The 19,631-nt window shown below is 57.1% G+C and carries 17 protein-coding genes and 1 tRNA gene; 9 read left to right on the forward strand and 9 right to left on the reverse strand.

All coding sequences use genetic code 11. The features are described 5' to 3' along the window. Nucleotides 1-13 precede the first annotated feature (13 nt). Genes Q0903_RS14825 through mraZ form a run of 4 tightly spaced genes read right to left on the reverse strand, consistent with a single transcriptional unit; the run spans nt 14 to nt 3,644 of the window. A complete protein-coding gene (locus Q0903_RS14825; protein WP_299416716.1) occupies nt 14-1,807 on the reverse strand; it encodes a penicillin-binding protein 2 in 1,794 nt (597 codons plus the stop codon). After that, nucleotides 1,804-2,154 (reverse strand): cell division protein FtsL, encoded by a 351-nt coding sequence (locus Q0903_RS14830; RefSeq protein ID WP_299023891.1) that lies wholly within the window; start codon nt 2,152-2,154, stop codon nt 1,804-1,806. Before Q0903_RS14830 ends, Q0903_RS14825 begins: the two co-directional genes overlap by 4 nt. Beyond that, nucleotides 2,151-3,134: a 16S rRNA (cytosine(1402)-N(4))-methyltransferase RsmH gene (gene rsmH, locus Q0903_RS14835; protein WP_299416718.1), complete on the reverse strand. Its 984-nt coding sequence runs from the start codon at nt 3,132-3,134 to the stop codon at nt 2,151-2,153. The genes Q0903_RS14830 and rsmH overlap by 4 nt, the downstream gene beginning before the upstream one ends. 6 nt (nt 3,135-3,140) lie before the next feature. Beyond that, complete coding sequence (mraZ, locus tag Q0903_RS14840) at nt 3,141-3,644, reverse strand: division/cell wall cluster transcriptional repressor MraZ (protein ID WP_299023893.1); 504 nt, start codon at nt 3,642-3,644, stop codon at nt 3,141-3,143. Between the two features lie 808 nt (nt 3,645-4,452). Between mraZ and Q0903_RS14845 the strand changes: the two genes are divergently transcribed. Beyond that, complete coding sequence (locus Q0903_RS14845; protein WP_299023894.1) at nt 4,453-5,229, forward strand: hypothetical protein; 777 nt, start codon at nt 4,453-4,455, stop codon at nt 5,227-5,229. Between the two features lie 2 nt (nt 5,230-5,231). Here the strand turns inward: Q0903_RS14845 and Q0903_RS14850 are convergent, their stop codons facing one another. Next, nucleotides 5,232-6,305 carry an Mrp/NBP35 family ATP-binding protein gene (locus tag Q0903_RS14850; protein WP_299023895.1) on the reverse strand — a complete coding sequence of 358 codons (1,074 nt, stop codon included), beginning with the start codon at nt 6,303-6,305 and terminating at the stop codon, nt 5,232-5,234. A gap of 501 nt (nt 6,306-6,806) precedes the next feature. Here Q0903_RS14850 and Q0903_RS14855 point away from each other — a divergent pair. Then, nucleotides 6,807-7,025, forward strand: coding sequence for a DUF1127 domain-containing protein (locus Q0903_RS14855; protein ID WP_299023896.1), 219 nt, complete (start codon nt 6,807-6,809; stop codon nt 7,023-7,025). A gap of 171 nt (nt 7,026-7,196) precedes the next feature. Here the strand turns inward: Q0903_RS14855 and Q0903_RS14860 are convergent, their stop codons facing one another. Together Q0903_RS14860 and Q0903_RS14865 are read right to left on the reverse strand one after the other, a co-directional pair. Next, nucleotides 7,197-7,406, reverse strand: coding sequence for a helix-turn-helix transcriptional regulator (locus tag Q0903_RS14860; RefSeq protein WP_299023897.1), 210 nt, complete (start codon nt 7,404-7,406; stop codon nt 7,197-7,199). Next, on the reverse strand, nt 7,406-7,936 hold the full coding sequence (locus tag Q0903_RS14865) for a hypothetical protein (protein WP_299416721.1): 531 nt from the start codon (nt 7,934-7,936) through the stop codon (nt 7,406-7,408). The genes Q0903_RS14860 and Q0903_RS14865 overlap by 1 nt, the downstream gene beginning before the upstream one ends. 101 nt (nt 7,937-8,037) lie before the next feature. Between Q0903_RS14865 and Q0903_RS14870 the strand changes: the two genes are divergently transcribed. Then, nucleotides 8,038-8,661 (forward strand): hypothetical protein, encoded by a 624-nt coding sequence (locus Q0903_RS14870; RefSeq protein ID WP_299416723.1) that lies wholly within the window; start codon nt 8,038-8,040, stop codon nt 8,659-8,661. A gap of 3 nt (nt 8,662-8,664) precedes the next feature. Here Q0903_RS14870 and Q0903_RS14875 read toward each other — a convergent pair whose 3' ends face one another. Continuing rightward, nucleotides 8,665-11,079: a UvrD-helicase domain-containing protein gene (locus Q0903_RS14875; protein WP_299023900.1), complete on the reverse strand. Its 2,415-nt coding sequence runs from the start codon at nt 11,077-11,079 to the stop codon at nt 8,665-8,667. Nucleotides 11,080-11,245: 166 nt separating this feature from the next. On the opposite strand from Q0903_RS14875, the gene Q0903_RS14880 reads away from it, so the two are divergent. Continuing rightward, nucleotides 11,246-12,400, forward strand: a complete 1,155-nt coding sequence (locus Q0903_RS14880; protein ID WP_299416725.1) for an alpha-hydroxy acid oxidase — start codon at nt 11,246-11,248, stop codon at nt 12,398-12,400. On the opposite strand, the gene Q0903_RS14885 is transcribed toward Q0903_RS14880, so the two are convergent. Then, a complete protein-coding gene (locus Q0903_RS14885; protein ID WP_299023902.1) occupies nt 12,394-12,945 on the reverse strand; it encodes a hypothetical protein in 552 nt (183 codons plus the stop codon). The genes Q0903_RS14880 and Q0903_RS14885 overlap by 7 nt on opposite strands. Before the next feature lie 219 nt (nt 12,946-13,164). Here Q0903_RS14885 and Q0903_RS14890 point away from each other — a divergent pair, with 219 nt between their 5' ends. The 5 genes from Q0903_RS14890 (at nt 13,165) to Q0903_RS14910 (ending at nt 19,584) form a co-directional block, all read left to right on the forward strand. Next, nucleotides 13,165-16,605, forward strand: a complete 3,441-nt coding sequence (locus Q0903_RS14890; RefSeq protein WP_299023903.1) for a pyruvate carboxylase — start codon at nt 13,165-13,167, stop codon at nt 16,603-16,605. Then, complete coding sequence (locus Q0903_RS14895; RefSeq protein ID WP_299416728.1) at nt 16,602-17,003, forward strand: MAPEG family protein; 402 nt, start codon at nt 16,602-16,604, stop codon at nt 17,001-17,003. The genes Q0903_RS14890 and Q0903_RS14895 overlap by 4 nt, the downstream gene beginning before the upstream one ends. A gap of 75 nt (nt 17,004-17,078) precedes the next feature. Further along, nucleotides 17,079-17,153 (forward strand) — tRNA-Gly (locus tag Q0903_RS14900). Between the two features lie 174 nt (nt 17,154-17,327). After that, nucleotides 17,328-18,569 (forward strand): FAD-dependent oxidoreductase, encoded by a 1,242-nt coding sequence (locus tag Q0903_RS14905; RefSeq protein ID WP_299416730.1) that lies wholly within the window; start codon nt 17,328-17,330, stop codon nt 18,567-18,569. 25 nt (nt 18,570-18,594) lie between these two features. Beyond that, complete coding sequence (locus tag Q0903_RS14910; protein WP_299023906.1) at nt 18,595-19,584, forward strand: TRAP transporter substrate-binding protein; 990 nt, start codon at nt 18,595-18,597, stop codon at nt 19,582-19,584. Nucleotides 19,585-19,631 lie beyond the last annotated feature (47 nt).

The following is a 19,631-nucleotide window of genomic DNA, read 5'->3' on the forward strand; positions in this document are numbered from 1 at the left end:
TGGGCCTGCGTAATTAGTTGCTGCTGGTCAGGGTTATATCAGCGACTTGCGCAGGTTCAATGGTGGGCCGCATCCCCAACAAAGGTGCAACACGGCGGATCATTTCAGCTGCTACTGGCACCGCCGTCCAACCTGCGGTGCGGCGCGGTTTGTCGCCCGAGGTCATCACAGGCTCGTCGAGCGTGACAATCAGTACATAGCGCGGGTTTTCGGCTGGAAACATCGAAGCGAAGGTGTTGATATTTTTGTTTTTGTAATACCCGCCACCCGCACGCAGCTTTTCCGAAGTGCCTGTTTTGCCAGCCACAAAATAGCCCGGGACTTCGCCAAAACTTGCTGTTCCGTTCTTGCCTACGACCACGTCGCGCAGCATCCGCCGTGCTGCAGCGGCGACTTCGGTTCGCATCACACGCTCGCCCAGCTGCGGACCTTTTTGCTTGAGCAGTGTCGGTTTAACCGCAAGCCCCCCATTCGCAATCGCCGCATAACCTGCCGCCAGATGCATTGCTGTTGTGGATATGCCGTGACCATAAGATATCGTGACCGCTGACAGGTCGGTATAGCGCGCAGGCATCAAGGGCCGCCCACCAGAAGCTTCGACGATCTCGAACGGGGTCCGCACGGACAGGCCAAGTTTCTCCAGAAATTTTTGCTGACGCTCTTTGCCGATCATTAGGGCCAGACGACCTGTGCCGCGGTTGGAGGATTTCTCGATGATCTGACTTACGCTCAGTGTGCCATAATTCTTGTTCTGGAACTCGCCAATCGTATGACCGCCAACTTTCATTGGTCCTGCGGTGTTAATCATTGTGTTGGCATTAACCAGCCCCAGCTCCATCGCTTGGGCAGCCGCGAAAATCTTGAAGGTCGAGCCAAGCTCATACACACCTTGAACCGAGCGGTTGAACAATGGGCTGTCAGACGGATCGCCCTCAATCGCGGGGCGCGGACGGTTGTTGGGATCAAAACTGGGCAATGATACGACGCTTACGACCTCGCCCGTATGCACGTCCATCAAGATCGAGGTGGCACCCTTGGCGTTCATCAGCTTCATGCCACCATCCAGAACACGCTCGGCTGCGGCCTGCACGGTCAGGTCAAGGCTCAATTCCAGCGGTTTGCCTGCATTTGCAGGATCGCGCAGGTAGTCGTCAAAATACTTCTCGGCACCGGCCACACCGATCACTTCGGCAGCACGCACACCTTCGCGGCCAAAGCTGGCACCGCCCATAATATGCGCGGCCAGTTTACCATTGGGATAAAGGCGCATATCGCGCGGAGCAAACAGCAGACCCGGATCACCAATATCATGTACGGCTTGCATCTGCTCGGGACTGATCTTCTTTTTCACCCACAAGAACTTGCGCTTACCGGTAAAGTCCTTGATGAGCCGCTCTTCTTTCAGGTCAGGGAAAATCTTGGCCAGCTGACGGGCGGCGCCTTCGGCGTCAATCATATGTGGCGGCTGGGCATAAAGCGCATGTGTGTCAAGATTAGTCGCGAGAATACGACCGTTGCGGTCCACGATATCTGCGCGGGTGTTGGCGATAATCGAGCCGGGTGCGTGGGCGCGCGGCTCTACCGGATCAGAGATGGCGAGCAAGCCCATACGCGCGCCAACTACAGCAAAGGCGCAGAAAAAGAACACACCGAGCACCAGCAGACGGCCCTCGGCACGGCTGCGGTCCTGATCGCGCATCTGCTCGTGCCGGATGCGGCGGTTCTGGTTTTCGATCGCGTCAGGGTTTTCACCTTTGGCACGGGCCTCAAGAATTCGGGCAAGCGGGCGCAGGGGGGTGCGGATCATAGCGGATCCTCCGCATTCATGGTCGAGACATCAATGGAGTTGGTGATCGGCAGCAGTTTCGGTGTCGGGTATTGCACCTCGTCTACCTGCCCGAACTGGTCAGGGTGCAACGGCAACAGCTGCAAACGCTCGAAATTCAGCTCGGCCAAATCACGCAGGCGGTCGGGGCGGTTCTGGAATGCCCATTCAGCGCGCAAAACTGCCAGACGGGCATGGGCATTGCGAATTTCGTACCGCAGCTCGTCCGTGTCGTTCAGAATAGCTTGGGTGGCATAGTTTTCGCGGTAGGCCCAAAAGGCCAGTCCGATCACACCAAGAGCGGTCAAAACGTAAATCACCGACTTCATCTCGTTTTCCCCTTCATCATCGGCATTCCTATGGCCCTCGCCTCGATACTGCCGGCTGGCGCGTCGGTGCGTGTGGCCACACGCAGCTTTGCACTTCGGCTGCGTGGGTTTTCGTCCAACTCTTGCGCATCGGCGATGATGGCCTTGCGCGACTTGACCTTGAACTGCGGCGCGTCCTGTACCAGTTCGGGCGCAAAGCGGTTGGCGTTGCCGCCCGCCCCTGCGCGCGCCGTCAGAAAGCGTTTGACCATGCGGTCTTCGACTGAGTGGAACGTCACCACCGCCAGCTTACCGCCAGGTTTGAGCGCCCGTTCGGCGGCCATAAGACCCTCCCAAAGTTCGCCATACTCATTATTCACCGCAATGCGCAGCGCCTGAAAGGTCCGCGTTGCGGGGTGGCTCTGGTTGGGCTTGGGGCGCGGCAGACAGCTTTCGACCAATTTGGCCAGCTCCAGCGTCCGCGTCAGCGGCGCCTCTTCGCGCGCCAACACAATTTTCTTGGCGATCCGGCGGCTTGCACGCTCTTCTCCATACAGAAAGATAATGTTGGCAAGCTCTTCCTCTGACGCCTCATTCACCAAATCAGCCGCCGAAGGGCCGTCTTGTGACATCCGCATATCCAGCGGGCCATCGCGCATGAACGAAAATCCGCGTTCGGCCAGATCAAGCTGCATCGAGGATACGCCGAGGTCGAGAACAACGCCGTCGAGGTCTTGGGCGTATTCATCCATTTTCGAAAAAACGCCGTGCTGCATTACCAGACGACCGCCATATTCGCTTGCCCAAGGGGCAGCCATCTCGAACGCCAGCGGGTCGCGGTCAACTGCGATAACACAGTCAGCGCCCGCGTCCAGAAAGCCACGCGTATAGCCGCCAGCACCAAAGGTCCCGTCCAGCCATGTGCCCTGCACAGGTGCCACGGCCTCAAGGATGGGGCGCAAGAGAACAGGAATGTGAGGGGATGTATTGGTGGCAGCCATAACGCTCTACGCTCCGGCTGGTCCATCCAGGAACTGCATCGGATCGAAATCCTCTGGCAGCTCGTCGAGCCATGCCTCCTGCTTGGCCCGCTCTTGGGTGTCATAGGTTTCGGGCTGCCAAATCTGGAATGTGTCGCCCATCCCGATAAAGAACGCCTCTTTATCCAGCGCGATTTTATTGCGCAGCTTGGCAGGAAGAACCAAACGCCCGGTTTCATCGACAGTCGTAGGAAACGACTGCCCGTGAAACAGGGCTTGCAGCATCTTGCGCTCCATCGAGCCGCGCGGCAGTGCGTCGATCTTGGCATCCACCTCTTCTATCGCGGCCATTGTGTAGCATTCGAGGAAACTGCGGCGATGGTCGCCATAGACGATAACCAGCTCGGGCGTCTCGCCGGACTTCCAGTTAGGGTCAGACGCTTCCAGCACACGCCGAAAAGAGGCGGGTATAGATACCCTCCCCTTCGTGTCGACCTTGTGCTGGCTTTCGCCTCTGAACCTTCGGCTCACTGTGTTTGTCCCTTGCGCTTTGCGCCTCGTCGTTTTGCGTTTGGCACCCGTCGGTGCGATGCGCGGGCCTTATCGACCCGTTAAATGTAAAAAGGGCGGATTGATCTGCTGCCACTGATCAACCCGCCGCTTTGTCCCGCTGTTGCGGGGAAGTCCGACTGCGCGCGCCACCTGGGGGGATGTCTGCTCGCCCGCGCGCCGGATCTCTTTGGTCTGAAGAAAGCGAGGTGCCTGTATGAAACCTGCTAGAGTTTATTGTTGCGTGGGGTCGTTTGGTGCCCCGTGTCTCGATCTCTTCCGATGCACTAGGGATGCCATGGGAAATCATGGGCGTCTACAATTAATTTCGAAATATCAGTGAAGATTACGCTAACTCAGCATGTATAAATCTAAATTTATACCAGAAAATTTAGAATTTTCGGAATATGTGCTGACAAACCGACCTATAACCACAACATATAGACAATTCTGGAAACGGGAATTTTTTCCCATGATTTCCCGATTTTTTTGACTGTGGGAAGACTTACCAATTCGTATTCCCCTTTTGTTCACAAGTAAACGACGACAAAGGATCCGAATCGCCCCCTATTCCCGTGAGAAACTGACCCTGCGCGCCCCGATCTCGCGAATTCAATCAAACCGCGCCCATCATTTCCCATGGCGCGTACCATCATTTCCCATACCGCCCCAGCTTCGATGCAATTGCGCGACTTCAAACAGTCTACACATGCGCGGGCAGCCATCGTTCTTGTGTAAACGGACACAAGCGGCCAATATGGCGTCAGGATCATTCATTCAGGTTTGCCCAGTGAACACTGCACTTGCACTTTTGCGCCACGCTCTGGGCCTTTTGACAGAAGCGCCGCTTAAAACGCTGGCTGTCGTCGCACCTGCGTTAGTGTTGATGTGTGGCGTGGGCGCCATCACAGCGCTGACCGCGCCCGAACTCCTGGCGCTGGACCCGACCAATCCTGATTTGCAAAGCATCAAGTCGGTACGTTTGTCTGCGATCCTGTTGGGCACATTCATACTCAGCTACGCGCTGATGGCTATCCTGTGGCATCGCCACACGCTGGGAAGCATCCGCAAACCGCAGCCGATGACAGCCCCTTTGATCGGCGGATATTTATGGCGGGTGGTCGCGCTTGCACTGATCCAGCTTGTCGCCGGCCTTGCCCTTGTGATCCCGCTACTGATCGCAAGCCAGTCCGGCACAGCAGGCGCGCGCCCTCCGGCGTTGCCTTCCATGATGCTTACGACATTCATCACCCAACTGCTTTTGCTCTGGCTGTCACTCAGGCTCAGTCTGATTTTACCGGCCGCGGCGCTGGGGCGCCCTATCTCTATGCGGGTCAGTTGGCAGCATACTCTGCCCCTGACACGACCTTTGTGGGGCGTGGCTGCGGTGCTTGCACTGGTCAATACGGCCCTTACAGGGCTAACGACCCTGTTTGACCTATCACGTCCCGTTCACGCGCTGGTGCTGGAGTTGCCTATCTATATCATCGAAGGGTTGCTGATCTTCAGCGTGCTCACAACACTTTATGCGCGCCAGATCCAGAAGACCGACAACGACAGCATTTAATCTTAGGCCATTCCGCCTTTAATCAGTCCCTCAGCGATGCGTGCATAGGCTTGGGCCATTGGCCCCTCGCCTGCAGCGACAGGTGTGCCACCGTCGCCCGCCAGACGCGTCTCCAGATCAATAGGAAGTGTTCCCAACAGCGGAGCACCCATTTTGGTCGCCTCTGCAGCAACACCGCCCTGCCCGAATATCTGATGCTCTGCCCCGCAGTCGGGACAAACGAACATCGACATGTTCTCAATCAACCCCAGCACAGGTGTTTTGAGCGTACCAAACATATCCAGCGCCTTGCGGGCATCAATCAGTGCCACATCCTGCGGTGTGCTGACCACAATCGCGCCCGTAAGCTCGGACTTTGTGCACAAGGTCAGCTGTACATCGCCCGTGCCAGGGGGCAGATCAACCAAAAGAACATCCAGCTCGCCCCACTCCACCTGCCCCAGCATTTGTTGCAATGCCCCCATCAACATGGGACCGCGCCAGATCGTGGCCTTGCCTTCTTCCATCATGAAGCCGATCGACATCAGCGTAACGCCATGCGCCTTTAGCGGGATGATGGTTTTGCCGTCGGGGCTGGCAGGGCGTTTGTTAACGCCCATCATGCGCGGAATGCTCGGTCCGTAGATGTCTGCATCCAGCAATCCTACTTTGCGCCCCTGCTTTGCCAACGCAACAGCCAGATTGGTACTGACGGTTGATTTACCAACCCCCCCTTTACCCGAGCCGATGGCCACGATGCGCTTCACACCGCTTGGCTTGGTGGGGCCTTCTTGCGGCTTGGGGTGGCCGCCGATTTTGAGGCTCGGCGGGGCGGCAGGTTTGGCCGCAGGACCATGGGCTGTCAGAGCAACAGTGGCCTTACTCACCCCTGCCAATTCGGAGACAACCTTTTCCGCCGCATCGCGTAGCGGACCCATAGCGCGCGCCACTTCGGCATCGGGTGCTTCTATCACAAAACGCACAACACCGTTCTCTACCGTCAACGCACGCAGCAAATCATGGGCAACCAAGCTGCGCCCGTCGGGCAAGTTGATGCGCTCCAGCGCGGCAAGGACATCGGATTTTGTGACTGACATAATAGTTCTCCCCTTTGCATCACCACATCGCATATTGCGCGAAATGCGCAAGGCCATGGTCCTGCGGCATGGCAGCAAAACACGGATGCACATAAATGAGGCAATTTCGCACATATGCAGATGCTGCATGGCAGCATTGCGGAATTTATTATTGTGCAAGCGCAGAAAGATTCGCTATACATGAGAAGTGAAAACAATCCTCCCGATGGTTTTCTTGATTATCGAAGAGGCCTTCATCCTCCTCCCGAGGGCCCTCTTCTTCTTAGGCGGCGACATCTCCTCCTCCCTGATGTCGTCGCCATTTTTTTGTCCATCGCTGCGCCTGCCGATCACGCCACCGTGATCTCGTGTGACATTTTGTCTAACTTAAACATTTAGTTAACCTAAGGTTGCGTATGCAGAAAATGCATAGCCGCATTGCAGCATTGGCGGTTGCACGCAGGGCAACAAACCTTACTTATGATCCACAACAAGACATACTGATGATGAGAAGAGAGCAACATGACATACTTCAACGACACCAACGTAGCCGTCTCCAGCCAGCCTAGCCGCATCGCAGCATTGTTTGATGCCATCGGATTGAAACTGCGCCAGCGCAAAGTCTACCGCCAGACATTCAATGAGCTGTGCACAATGACAGCACGTGATCTGGCCGATCTGGGCATGTCGCGCGGTGATTTCAATCGTCTGGCGCGCGAAGCTGCCGAAATGGTCAAGTAATCGAAATTCCTCGCTGCCCGGTCCTCCCACTGGGCAGCGGTGAAAAAGCAGCAAAGCAGAGTCTCTCCTCCCAGATGACCCTATGCTGCAAAAGATGCATCTTTCCCTCCTCCCATTCGGAAGGGTGCATTTGATAGAGCGGCGATCCACACCTCCCTGTGGGTCGCCGTTTTATTTTTTTGGCAACGCCTCCAGCAAATCGCCAGGCTGGCACTCTAGCACTTCACATATCCGGGCCAGCGTCTCGAAACGAACGCCTTTCACCCTACCCGATTTGAGCAAGCTGAGGTTCTGTTCGGTTATTCCGATTGCTTCGGCAAGCTCCCTGCCCTTCATCTTGCGGTGGGCCAGTACCATGTCCAGCCTGACGACAATCTCCATCAGATGAACTCCTCGTTCTCGCGGGCGATGCGAATGGCCTCGCGCATCACGATCCCCCAGAACAAGAACGCAAGCCCGCAAAATGCCAACCCGATTTCGCTACTGTTGTACCAAAACCGCAGGGGCAATGGCCCGTCTGCGTTGTGCCATGACCGTATCATCGGGCTTATCGCCCCGCCGAGCAGCGAGGACACAGAGGACGAAAAGACAAAAATGCCCAACAACCGCAACCGCCGCGCCACACGATAGTCAAAGACAATGCCCTGCCGCACCAAAACCAGCGTCATAAATGCAAGAAGATATGACAGCGACCCCAACACCACAGGTATCGTCCAGACGACAAAAAACACGACCCGCGTGGCTGTGGCGATCTGTGCATCAACATCAACCCAAACATCGTTGCGCGTCCACGCCCCTTGATCAAGGAAGGAGAGGTTCAGGTTCCAAACCATCGCCTGATACGGATAATAGAGCATCATCGGCAGCATCAGGATCATCGCAAATGTAGAGAGTGTGCGTATTTTTTGCATGAGCGCCTTCCAAAAATTATCGTTTCACAGTAAATATTCATTGCAAATTCGTCAATTCTCATTCTTTATAAGCAGATAAGAACCCTAGGAGGAGAATTATTTTGCGACCATTGATCTGGGCAGCTGCCCTTGCCATGCTGAGCGTCTCGCCCGTGCAGGCAGAGACAAAATTATTCGGCAACTCTGTGCGCCTCAGCACTGTTGAGGGAATAGAGCTGTCACGTGCGCAGCGCGATGTATTCAAGAAGTATCGCGCACAGCGGACCTATTTTGGCGCATTCTATGTACGACCCGGGACAGACTTCAGCGGCAACACACTGAACTTTCACAGCTTTGACACTGCCAAAGCAGGTGCGAAGGCGATGTGTGAGATGGCGTCACGCGGCAAGCCTTGCACGCTTTACGCCCTCACCTACCCCAAAGGCGTAAACCCCAACGCAAAAGGCGTAAAAGGCCTGAGCCAGCCTGCGCACAAAGACTTCATGAACCGCTACAAGCGTGACCAGAAACCGGGCAAATACGGCGCTTTTGCCATCGATGGCACACATACCTACGGCATTTCCTTCGGCTGGAACACCAAGTCAGAGGCCCGCGCCGCAGCACTGGAGTTCTGCAAAGCAGATTCGGCACGCGCACTAGCGCCAATGGGATCGCAGTGGCGCAAATGGGTGCGTGGACGCGGTTTGCAAAAATGCAGATTAGTTGACGTTCACAGCCCCAGTTAAGGGCTAGAACGGCACATCATCTGCTGCAGTCAGAAAGCGGGCGACAACCTTTTTGTCGCCCGCTTTTTCAAAGGCAACCTCCAGTTTATCCCCTTCAATTCCAATGATCGCACCGTAGCCGAACTTTTGGTGGAAGACCCGCTCGCCCATCACAAAGCTGCTGGTTGCGGTCATGTCGATCGTCATGTTTTTCGCCTCTGACGGTTGGCTGACCCCGCGATTGCCCGCGCGTGCCTGCAATCTCCGCCATCCGGGCGAGTTATAAACATTCGCCTCGGCAGCCGCCTCGTGCAGAGTGGATTTCGGCATAGCTGCCGCTCCGAATGCGCCACCGTAAAGACCGGGCGGCGTCAACACATCCACATGCGCTTCGGGCAACTCGTCGACAAACCGTGACGGCATGGCATTTTGCCACTGGCCGAATACAAAGCGGTTGGATGCAAAAGATATCGTGCAGATTTCTTCGGCCCGCGTAATACCCACATAGGCCAGCCTGCGCTCTTCTTCGAGGCCCTTCAGCCCGCTTTCATCCATTGACCGCTGCGAGGGGAACAATCCGTCCTCCCATCCGGGTAAGAACACCACAGGAAACTCAAGCCCCTTGGCCGCGTGCAGCGTCATAATGCTGACCTTCTCGCCCTCGCCTTCTTTCTCATTGTCCATGATCAGGCTGACATGCTCCAAGAACCCTTGCAGGTTCTCGAACTGATCCAGGGCTTTAACCAGCTCTTTGATGTTCTCAAGACGCCCGGGCGCTTCGGGTGTTTTGTCGTTCTGCCAAAAACCGGTGTAGCCGCTTTCGTCCAGAATCATTTCTGCCAGTTCAACATGGCTCATTTCTGGCGGGGCGAATTCCATTCGCACAGGTCCGCCATCGTCCAGCACACTGTCGTCATTCAGTTCGATCCGCTTGCCGCGCAGCTTTGAGGACCACCGCTCGATCCCGTCGACCAGCACGCGCAATTCTTTCGCCCCTTTGCCGCCCAATCCGTTCTGGTCCAGCAATATCCGTGCGCCCTCCACCAGATTGGTGCCATTCGCACGGGCAGCCATCTGGATTTTCTGCTGAGCCTTGTCGCCAAGACCGCGCTTTGGCGTGTTCACAATCCGCTCGAACGCCAGATCGTCGTCAGGGGACGTCACGACACGGAAATAGGCCATGGCGTCCCGAATCTCCATCCGCTCATAAAAGCGCGGGCCGCCGATGACGCGGTAAGGCAAGCCAATCGTCAGGAAACGATCCTCGAATGCACGCATCTGGTGGCTTGCGCGCACCAAAATCGCCATATGATCCAGCGAAAAAGGCCTCAGTCCGCGGGTGCCACGCTGCATCGATTCGATCTCGTCCCCGATCCATCGCGCCTCTTCCTCGCCGTCCCAATGGCCGATCAGCCGCAGCTTTTCGCCTTCGGTCGCCTCGGTCCACAGGGTCTTGCCCAAGCGCCCCTCGTTGCCCGCGATCACACCGGAAGCGGCTGCTAGGATATGTGGGGTCGAGCGATAGTTTTGCTCCAGCCGCACCACATGGCTACCAGGAAAGTCCTTCTCGAACCGCAGGATATTGCCGACTTCGGCACCGCGCCAACCATAGATCGACTGGTCGTCGTCGCCCACACAGCAGATGTTCTTATGCGCACTCGCCAGCAGGCGCAGCCAGAGGTATTGGGCCACGTTCGTATCCTGATACTCGTCCACCAAGATGTATTTGAACCAGCGCTGATACTGCGCAAGCACGTCCTCATGGGTCTGGAAGATTGTCACCATATGCAGCAGCAAGTCACCGAAATCACAGCAGTTCAGCTCGATCAGGCGCTTTTGGTAAGCCGCGTAGATCTCGCCTCCACGGTGGTTGTAGGCACCTGCATCGGCCGCGGGAATTTTATCGGGTGTCAGTGCCCGGTTCTTCCAGCCGTCAATGATGCCCGACAGCATCCGCGCGGGCCAGCGTTTGTCATCAATCCCTTCGGCCTGCACCAACTGCTTGAGCAGGCGCAACTGGTCATCCGTGTCCAGAATGGTAAAGTTTGACTTGAGCCCGACAAGCTCCGCATGGCGGCGCAGCAGTTTGACACAGATCGCGTGGAACGTACCCAGCCACGGCATCCCCTCTACCGGCTGGCCCAGCATCGCGCCCACGCGATTTTTCATCTCGCGGGCAGCTTTGTTGGTAAACGTCACAGCCAAAATCTCGTTCGGGCGGGCGCGGCCTGTGTTCATCAGATGCACGATGCGGGCGGTCAGCGCACGGGTCTTTCCTGTCCCCGCGCCTGCCAACATCAGCACGGGACCATCCATTTGCTCAACAGCGGCGCGCTGCGCGGGGTTCAACCCCTCCAGATAAGGCTGCGGGCGCGCGGCAACAGCACGCGCGGAAAGCGAAGCGCCCTCAAAGGCGGCATTTTCATCAAAACTGCTCATCCGTAAACCCTACCCAATTTCCATTCCAAGGAAAACCATGTTCTTGTGATGTTCCAATCTTCGTTTTACCTTTAACCTCCGGTAGCATGAAGGCTGGCCCTCGTTTGTGCGCCGGCAAAACGATCAGGCCGTAGACATTTACGAAACCACGCGCCCATATAGCGCCATGGACCTGCATTCAAAATACCCCGCCCTTGCCGATCTGCGCACCCGTGCGCAAAAACGCATCCCCAAGTTCGTATGGGAGTATCTGGACAGCGGCACAGGGGACGAAGCGACCAAGGCGCGCAACCGCGCAGCACTTGACCGGATCGGCATGATGCCCTCTGTCCTACACGGCGAGTTCGAGCCTGATTTGACGACCAAATTGCTGGGCGCGGACCTGCCGTTACCTTTCGGCATTGCCCCCATCGGCATGTCCGGCCTGATGTGGCCTGACGCAGAAGGTCATCTGGCGCGGGCCGCAGCGCGCAATGGCATACCCTACAGCATTTCGACAGTTGCCACTCAAAGCCCGGAAGACATTGCGCCCCACCTAGGGGAAAATGCATGGTTTCAGATGTACCCGCCGCGCGACCCCGAGATCAGAAGGGATATGTTGGCACGCGCAAAAGCAGCCGGATTTGATACGTTGATCCTGACCGTTGACGTACCAGTGGCGAGCCGCCGTGAGCGGCAGGTACGCTCTGGTCTCACGAACCCGCCGCGCCTAACACCGCGTCTCGCGCTGCAGGTCGCGATGCGCCCTGCCTGGGCTGCGGGCATGGCAAAACGCGGAATGCCCCACATGCGCGGGCTGGATAAATATGCCAACGCCGCCACCAATGGCCTCTCGCCCACAGCGCACGTAGGTTATCTGCTGCGCACCGCCCCTGATTGGGACTATGTCGGCTGGCTGCGCAATGAGTGGGAAGGCAAGCTGCTGGTCAAAGGCGTTATGCGCGCGGAGGATGCCAAGCGTCTGGAAGGGCTCGGCGTGGATGGTATCTGGGTATCCAACCACGCAGGACGCCAGTTTGACGGCGCACCCGCCGCGATTGAAGTACTACCCGAGATTGCAGCAGCCTCCGACCTGCCCATAATTTTTGACAGCGGTGTCGAAGGGGGCTTGGACATCTTGCGGGCGCTCGCGCTGGGAGCAGATTTTGTGATGCTCGGACGTGCTTTCCATTATGCCTTAGGCGCGCTGGGGCCCAAGGGTATTGATCACCTGATCGAGATTCTTGCCCAGGATCTTCGCGCTAATATGGGTCAGATCGGGGTGCAGCGCCTGTCGGATCTGCCTGCCCCGCTGCCTCTGACACCCCACTCAAATTACTGAGCGCGCAACTGCGCCTCGCCCGTGATGAACTGGAAACGTACATCGCCGGGTGGAAAGGTTTCACCGTTGGCGCCCTTGCTGCTCACGATATAGCCATCGCCCGCACGGAAGTAAGAGCCACACACGCTCCCGCCAAAGTCATTCACCAGTGAGCGTGTCGCCTGAAGCAAGAACGCCGACATCTGGTCCCGGCCAGTGACATTGATGTCACCTGCACGCACACAGGCCTGCCTGCCTCGCAGGGCGCTGCGTGTAACAACCTCAACGCGTTGGGTTTGGGTGCTGCCAGGTATTTTCACCGCAGCAATTTCCCTCGATATCATGGTATTACCTTGCACAGTTGATGTGATGATTGAAGCGCAGCTATTGCTGGCTGCACGATATTCGGTACAGGCCCGCTTGTTCGGATTGGCGGCCAGTATGTTGCGAATGTCCAACTGCTCGCCCCTTGGCAGCGATACCGTTGCATAGGGGTCAGGCGCATCGCATCCCGCCAACACCCCAATGGCTACCCCGACTGCCGCCGCCTTGCTTTTCCAACCCATCGCTCATGATCCTGTTTTATATTGTGCTTTTTCGTCAGGTTATCAAATACAGGTTATCTGACAAGCGTTTCTACAAGATACACGTATTTCGCCCCGCGCACGGCCATGCTGAATACCGCTTCATGCCAGAAGCATCGCGCCTACCCAAAGACACGCATTGCGGCATGCACCCCGTTTCGCCTACAAATTTGGTATATCTTCCTGCACAAGGCTATTTTCATGACCGAATTCCGCAAAATCCTGATTGCCAACCGTGGCGAAATCGCCATCCGCGTCATGCGCGCTGCCAATGAGATGGGTAAAACCACCGTTGCGGTTTTTGCCGAAGAGGACAAGTTGGGACTGCACAGGTTCAAAGCGGACGAAGCGTACCGCATCGGGAAAGACCTCGGACCTGTCGCGGCATATCTGAGCATCGACGAGATGATCCGAGTTGCGAAATCTTGCGGCGCGGATGCCATTCACCCCGGATATGGCCTGCTCTCCGAAAATCCCGATTTCGTGGATGCCTGCGCGCAAAACGGTATAACTTTTATTGGCCCCAAGGCCGAAACAATGCGCGCACTTGGCGACAAGGCCAGCGCACGTCGGGTCGCGGTTGAAGCAGGCGTACCAGTCATTCCAGCCACAGAAGTGCTGGGCGATGATATGGATGCCATCAAAAAAGAAGCGGCCGCAGTCGGTTATCCTCTAATGCTCAAGGCCTCATGGGGCGGTGGCGGGCGTGGCATGCGCCCGATCTACAATGAAGAAGAGCTGGAAGAAAAGGTCCGCGAAGGCCGCCGAGAGGCGGAAGCCGCCTTCGGCAATGGCGAAGGTTATCTGGAAAAGATGATCATGAAGGCCCGCCACGTCGAGGTGCAAATTCTGGGCGACAGCCACGGCGACATTTATCATCTTTATGAGCGTGACTGCTCGGTCCAGCGCCGGAACCAAAAGGTGGTCGAGCGCGCTCCAGCCCCGTATCTGAGCGAGGCGCAACGCGCCCATGTCTGCGAATTGGGCCGCAAGATCTGCGCCCATGTGAATTACGAGTGTGCCGGTACTGTCGAATTCCTGATGGATATGGAAACGGAAGAGTTCTACTTTATCGAAGTAAACCCGCGCGTGCAGGTCGAGCATACCGTGACCGAAGAAGTGACCGGTATCGACATCGTACAAGCGCAAATCATGATCGCCGAGGGCAAGACCATCGCGCAGGCCACCGGTAAAGCGCAGCAATCGGACATCCAGTTGCAGGGCCATGCCCTCCAAACCCGCATCACAACAGAGGACCCTCTGAATAATTTCATTCCTGACTATGGCCGTATTACCGCCTTCCGTGAAGCAACAGGTATGGGCATCCGTCTGGATGGCGGCACCGCCTATTCGGGCGGTGTAATCACGCGCTATTACGATTCCCTTCTGGTCAAGGTAACGGCCAAGGCGCAAACGCCCGAGCTGGCGATCGCGCGGATGGACCGTGCGCTGCGCGAGTTCCGGATCAGGGGCGTAAGCACCAACATCGCCTTTGTCGAAAACCTGCTGAAGCACCCGACATTCCTCGACAATACATACCATACCAAATTCATCGACGAGACGCCTGAACTGTTCCAGTTTGCCGCGCGTCTTGATCGTGGCACAAAAGTGCTGACCTATATCGCAGACATCAGCGTGAACGGTCACCCCGAGACAAAAGACAAGCCCCTGCCCGCAAAAGCGCACCGCGCGCCGCAGCCTCCCGTCAGCCGCGCAGAGCCGATGATGGGCACGCGCAACCTGCTGGAGCAAAAAGGCCCGCAAGCCGTGGCCGACTGGATGGGCCAGCAACGCCAGCTGCTGATCACCGACACCACCATGCGCGATGGCCACCAGAGCCTTTTGGCCACGCGGATGCGCAGCCATGACATGATAAAGGTTGCACCGTCTTACGCCGCCAATCTGCCCACGCTCTTTTCCGTTGAGTGTTGGGGCGGAGCGACCTTTGATGTGGCCTATCGTTTCTTGCAGGAATGTCCGTGGCAGCGCCTGCGCGATATCCGTGAGAAGATGCCCAACATCATGACCCAGATGTTGCTGCGCGCTTCTAACGGTGTGGGCTATACAAACTACCCCGACAACGTGGTGCAGCATTTTGTGGCGACAGCCGCCAGCAGCGGCGTTGACGTGTTCCGCGTGTTCGACAGCCTCAACTGGGTTGAAAACATGCGTATTGCAATGGACGCGGTCCAAGAAGCGGGCAAAGTCTGCGAAGGTACAATATGCTACACAGGCGATATCTTTGACCCTGACCGCGCGAAATACGACCTTAAATACTACGTCGCGATGGGCAAAGAGCTGAAAGCTGCGGGCGCACATGTGCTGGGGCTCAAGGATATGGCAGGTTTGCTCAAGCCGGCACAGGCCCGCCAGCTTGTGCGAGCGCTTAAATCCGAAGTCGGCCTGCCGATACACTTTCACACCCACGACACAGCAGGCATTGCCACTGCTACAATCCTCGCCGCCTCCGAGGCTGGTGTGGATGCGGTAGATTGTGCGATGGATGCGTTCTCGGGCAACACGTCCCAAGCGACCCTCGGCTCGGTCGTCGAAGCGTTGCGCCACACTGACCGCGACACGGGGCTGGACATGACAGCCGTGCGCGAAATTTCGGATTATTGGGAAGATGTGCGTCATCAATACGCGGCCTTCGAGACAGGCATGCAGGCCCCCTCCTCCGAGGTTTATCTGCACGAGATGCCTGGCGGCCAGTTCACCAACCTCAAAGCACAGGCGGCCAGCCTCGGGCTGGATGACCGCTGGCCCGAGGTGGCACGCACCTACCGCGATGTGAACCAGATGTTTGGCGACATTGTTAAAGTCACGCCAAGCTCGAAAGTCGTAGGCGATATGGCCCTGATGATGGTGTCACAAGGTTTGACCCGTGCGCAGGTTGAGGATGCGGGCACCGAAGTATCTTTCCCCGACAGCGTCATCGACATGATGCGAGGCAATCTGGGCCAACCCCCCGGTGGATTCCCTGCCGGAATCGTGGACAAAGTGCTCAAGGGTGAAAAGCCCAATACAGACCGTCCGGGTGCGCATCTCGCTCCTGTTGATCTTGAGGCGCTGCGTAAGGATCTGTCGGGCCAGATGGACGGCGCGCAGATCGACGATGAGGATCTCGCAGGTTATCTTATGTATCCCAAGGTCTATACCGATTACATGGCGCGCCATGCCACCTATGGCCCCGTGCGCACCCTGCCCACGCCAACATTCTTTTACGGCATGGAACCCGGTGAAGAGATCGCTGCCGAGATCGACCCCGGCAAAACGCTCGAAATCCGCCTGCAAGCTATTGGCGACACTAATGAAGACGGCGAAGTAAAAGTGTTTTTCGAGCTTAACGGTCAGCCCCGCGTCATCCGCGTACCAAACCGTCTGGTAAAAGCAACGACCCAGCAACGCCCCAAAGCCGAAGCAGGCAATGCCAACCACATCGGTGCCCCTATGCCCGGTGTTGTGGCCAGCGTGGGTGCTGTGGTGGGCCAGACTGTTAAAGCGGGCGATCTTCTGCTCACCATCGAAGCGATGAAGATGGAGACTGGCCTGCACGCAGAGCGTGATGCGGTTGTCAAAGCGGTCCACGTGACCGCTGGCGGCCAGATTGATGCCAAAGACCTGCTGGTTGAATTGGAGTGAGCAGTTTCAGCTTAGATATTACGGCTTTTTACGCGGGTCTGCTCACGCTCTTGCTCTTGGCGCTTACTGCGCGGGTGATCGTTTACCGGCGCACGAACAAGCTGTCGCTGGGCGATACTGGAGACAGCATTTTACTGCAACGGATGCGCGCGCAGGCCAACCTGACCGAATATGCCCCATTGGGGCTGATCCTGATGGCCCTTGCGGAACTGCAAGGCGCGCCTGCAGCAGCGTTGCATCTTATGGGGGCCGTCTTGCTGGCTGGACGGTTAATGCACGCGATCGGGTTCTCCCGAAGGCCGCAAATTATGCCTTTGCGCGTTGGTGGGATGGTCTTGACCCTGTCGATGCTGCTGGTCAGTGCGCTTGCCCTTATCGCACATTCGATTGCCCAATGATTTTTTTTACAAATCTTACAACATTAGCCCTTGCGGCCTACAGCGCAGAGAGCTAAATCACCCCCACCAACGGATGCGGGCGTAGCTCAGGGGTAGAGCATAACCTTGCCAAGGTTAGGGTCGGGCGTTCGAATCGCCTCGCCCGCTCCAAGTTGGGCCATGTAACCCACATGGCAAACGACCAAGGTCGCCTTCGGGCGGCCTTTGTTGTTTCTTACGCAGGTCACTGCACTGCCAGCATCATTCCTTCGCAATATCCTCACGTGACATTAGCCGCCGCTTTGATACACCTGACCCCATAGTCAGACAGGTGTACGGAAAAACATGCAGATATTGGTGGCAGGCGCGGGTATCGTTGGAATATCCACCGCAATCTGGCTGCAACGGGCGGGCCATCATGTAACGGTCGTTGACCGCCAGGGGCCTGCAAGTGGCACCAGCCACGGCAATGCGGGCGTCCTTGCAGCGGGCGGCGTTGTTCCTGTGACAACACCGGGCCTGCTGGGCAAAGCGCCCGCCATGCTGATGAACCGCGACTCGCCACTATTTTTGCGCTGGTCGTACCTGCCACGCCTTTTGCCTTTTCTGAAGCGGTACATGTCTTACGCAACGGACGCCCATGTTGATAAATACGGCACAGCAATGTCCGCCCTGCTGCACGACACCGTAGAGCAACATCAGGCACTGGCCGCCGACACCCCTGCGGCCCAATTCATCACCACCGATGATTACTGCTTTGGCTATGACACCAAAGCCGCCTTTGAAGCCGACAGTTACGGCTGGTCCAAGCGCGACGCACAGGGCGTGAAATATGAAGTTGTCGACGGCAAGACTTATGGTGCCTTTGATCCGATTTGGGGCGAAGCATTTGAAACAGTCGTACGGTGTAAAAATCACGGCCGCATCAGCGATCCGGGGGCCTATGTGCGCGCTTTGGCGGATCATTTTGTTGCGCAAGGCGGCACCTTGCATATCACCTCCATCACCGACATCGAAATGCGCGACGGCGCAGTTGCCGCGCTCATCACCGATGACGGCAAGCTAAGCGCGGACAGAATCGTTTTTGCCATGGGCCCGTGGTCGCGCGAGATAGCCCATAAACTCGGTGTCAAAGTCCCGTTCGAAAGCGAGCGGGGATACCACATCGAGCTGACAAACCCGTCCACCATGCCCCGCGCACCGATGATGGTTGCCTCTGGCAAGTTTGTGCTGACGCCGATGCAGGGCCGCTTGCGTGCTGCCGGTGTGATCGAATTCGGGGGGCTGCACGCACCTGCTTCGCGTGCTCCGCTTGATATGCTGCGGCGGCAGGTTAAAACACTATTGCCGGACATCACTTACGGCGAGGTGGTCGAATGGATGGGCCACCGCCCTGCCCCTGCAGACAGCCTTCCGCTGATCGGGGCAAATGATTCCGCTGGCCGCAGCTACAGCGCCTTTGGCCACCAGCATGTTGGATTGACAGGCGGGCCAAAAACGGGTCGGATGGTTGCGGAGTTAATTAATGGCCATAGTCCGAACATGGACCTGAGCGCCTTTGACCCAATCAAATACAAAAGGCCATAAGAGCCAAATTAATAGGGACGATACCATGAAAATGTTTACAAAACTGGGCCTCACTGCTGCGGCCACTGCACTGATCGCGGGCACTGCGATGGCCGATGGCCATGCGCAGAAATGGGACATGCCGATGGCCTATGCAGCCACCAACTATCACTCTGAACAAGGTGTGATCTTTGCGGACAAAGTGCGCGAATATACAAATGGTGCCATCGATATCACCGTGCACCCGGGCGGGTCGCTGTTCGGCGGCGGTGACATCAAACGTGCTGTGCAGACAGGTCAGGTCAACATCGGCGAGCGTTTCATGTCCGCTCACGCCAATGAGGCACCCCTGCTGGGCTGGGACAATCTGCCGTTTCTTGCAACCTCCTACGAAGACAACGCCAAGCTGTGGGATGTCGCGAAAGACACAGTCAACGCGCAGCTATCCGACCTGAACATGGTCGCCCTCTACACCTGCCCATGGCCCGGTCAGGGTTTCTACTTCGCCAAAGAGGTGAACTCTTCAGCTGACACTCAAGGCGTGAAATTTCGCTCCTACAACTCGGCCACTGCGACCTTCGCAGAAGAGCTGGGCATGATTCCAGTGCAGATCGAGGCGGCGGAGCTGTCCCAAGCACTGGCAACGGGTGTCGCATCCGCGTTCATCTCGTCCGGTTCGACCGGATATGACCGCAAGGTCTGGGAGCACCTGAGCCACTACTACAAAGTCAACGCATGGCTGCCGCGCAACTATGTGGTGGCGAACAAGCAGGCTTGGGAAGCGCTTGATGCGGACACCCAAGCAGGCGTGATGAAAGCCGCTGACGAAACCGCAGCATCCTGTGCAGCAAAGTCGGCAGAACTGTCGAACTTCTATTTCGACGAGCTGGCCAAAAACGGTATGACCGTTGCTGATGCGTCGCCAGAGTTCCTGGCAGAGTTGAAAGTGATCGGCGACAAGATGACAGCCGAATGGCTGGAAACAGCAGGTGCCGATGGTCAAGCCATTCTTGACGCATACAAAGCCGCCAACTAAAGCCTGATCGGCGCGCCTGACAGGCAGGCGCGCCATACCCTCCAAAG

It is taken from the genome of uncultured Sulfitobacter sp., from assembly GCF_947502895.1.
Classification (GTDB): Bacteria; Pseudomonadota; Alphaproteobacteria; order Rhodobacterales; family Rhodobacteraceae; genus Sulfitobacter.

Coding starts and splice junctions, on each gene's coding strand:
- Q0903_RS14825 (WP_299416716.1), bottom strand. CDS start 1,807: ATGATCCGCACCCCCCTGCGCCCGCTTGCCCGAATTCTTGAGGCCCGT.
- Q0903_RS14855 (WP_299023896.1), top strand. CDS start 6,807: ATGACATACTTCAACGACACCAACGTAGCCGTCTCCAGCCAGCCTAGC.
- Q0903_RS14875 (WP_299023900.1), bottom strand. CDS start 11,079: ATGAGCAGTTTTGATGAAAATGCCGCCTTTGAGGGCGCTTCGCTTTCC.
- Q0903_RS14890 (WP_299023903.1), top strand. CDS start 13,165: ATGACCGAATTCCGCAAAATCCTGATTGCCAACCGTGGCGAAATCGCC.
- Q0903_RS14850 (WP_299023895.1), bottom strand. CDS start 6,305: ATGTCAGTCACAAAATCCGATGTCCTTGCCGCGCTGGAGCGCATCAAC.
- Q0903_RS14880 (WP_299416725.1), top strand. CDS start 11,246: ATGGACCTGCATTCAAAATACCCCGCCCTTGCCGATCTGCGCACCCGT.
- Q0903_RS14905 (WP_299416730.1), top strand. CDS start 17,328: ATGCAGATATTGGTGGCAGGCGCGGGTATCGTTGGAATATCCACCGCA.
- Q0903_RS14885 (WP_299023902.1), bottom strand. CDS start 12,945: ATGGGTTGGAAAAGCAAGGCGGCGGCAGTCGGGGTAGCCATTGGGGTG.
- Q0903_RS14830 (WP_299023891.1), bottom strand. CDS start 2,154: ATGAAGTCGGTGATTTACGTTTTGACCGCTCTTGGTGTGATCGGACTG.
- Q0903_RS14910 (WP_299023906.1), top strand. CDS start 18,595: ATGAAAATGTTTACAAAACTGGGCCTCACTGCTGCGGCCACTGCACTG.
- rsmH (WP_299416718.1), bottom strand. CDS start 3,134: ATGGCTGCCACCAATACATCCCCTCACATTCCTGTTCTCTTGCGCCCC.
- Q0903_RS14865 (WP_299416721.1), bottom strand. CDS start 7,936: ATGCAAAAAATACGCACACTCTCTACATTTGCGATGATCCTGATGCTG.
- Q0903_RS14860 (WP_299023897.1), bottom strand. CDS start 7,406: ATGGAGATTGTCGTCAGGCTGGACATGGTACTGGCCCACCGCAAGATG.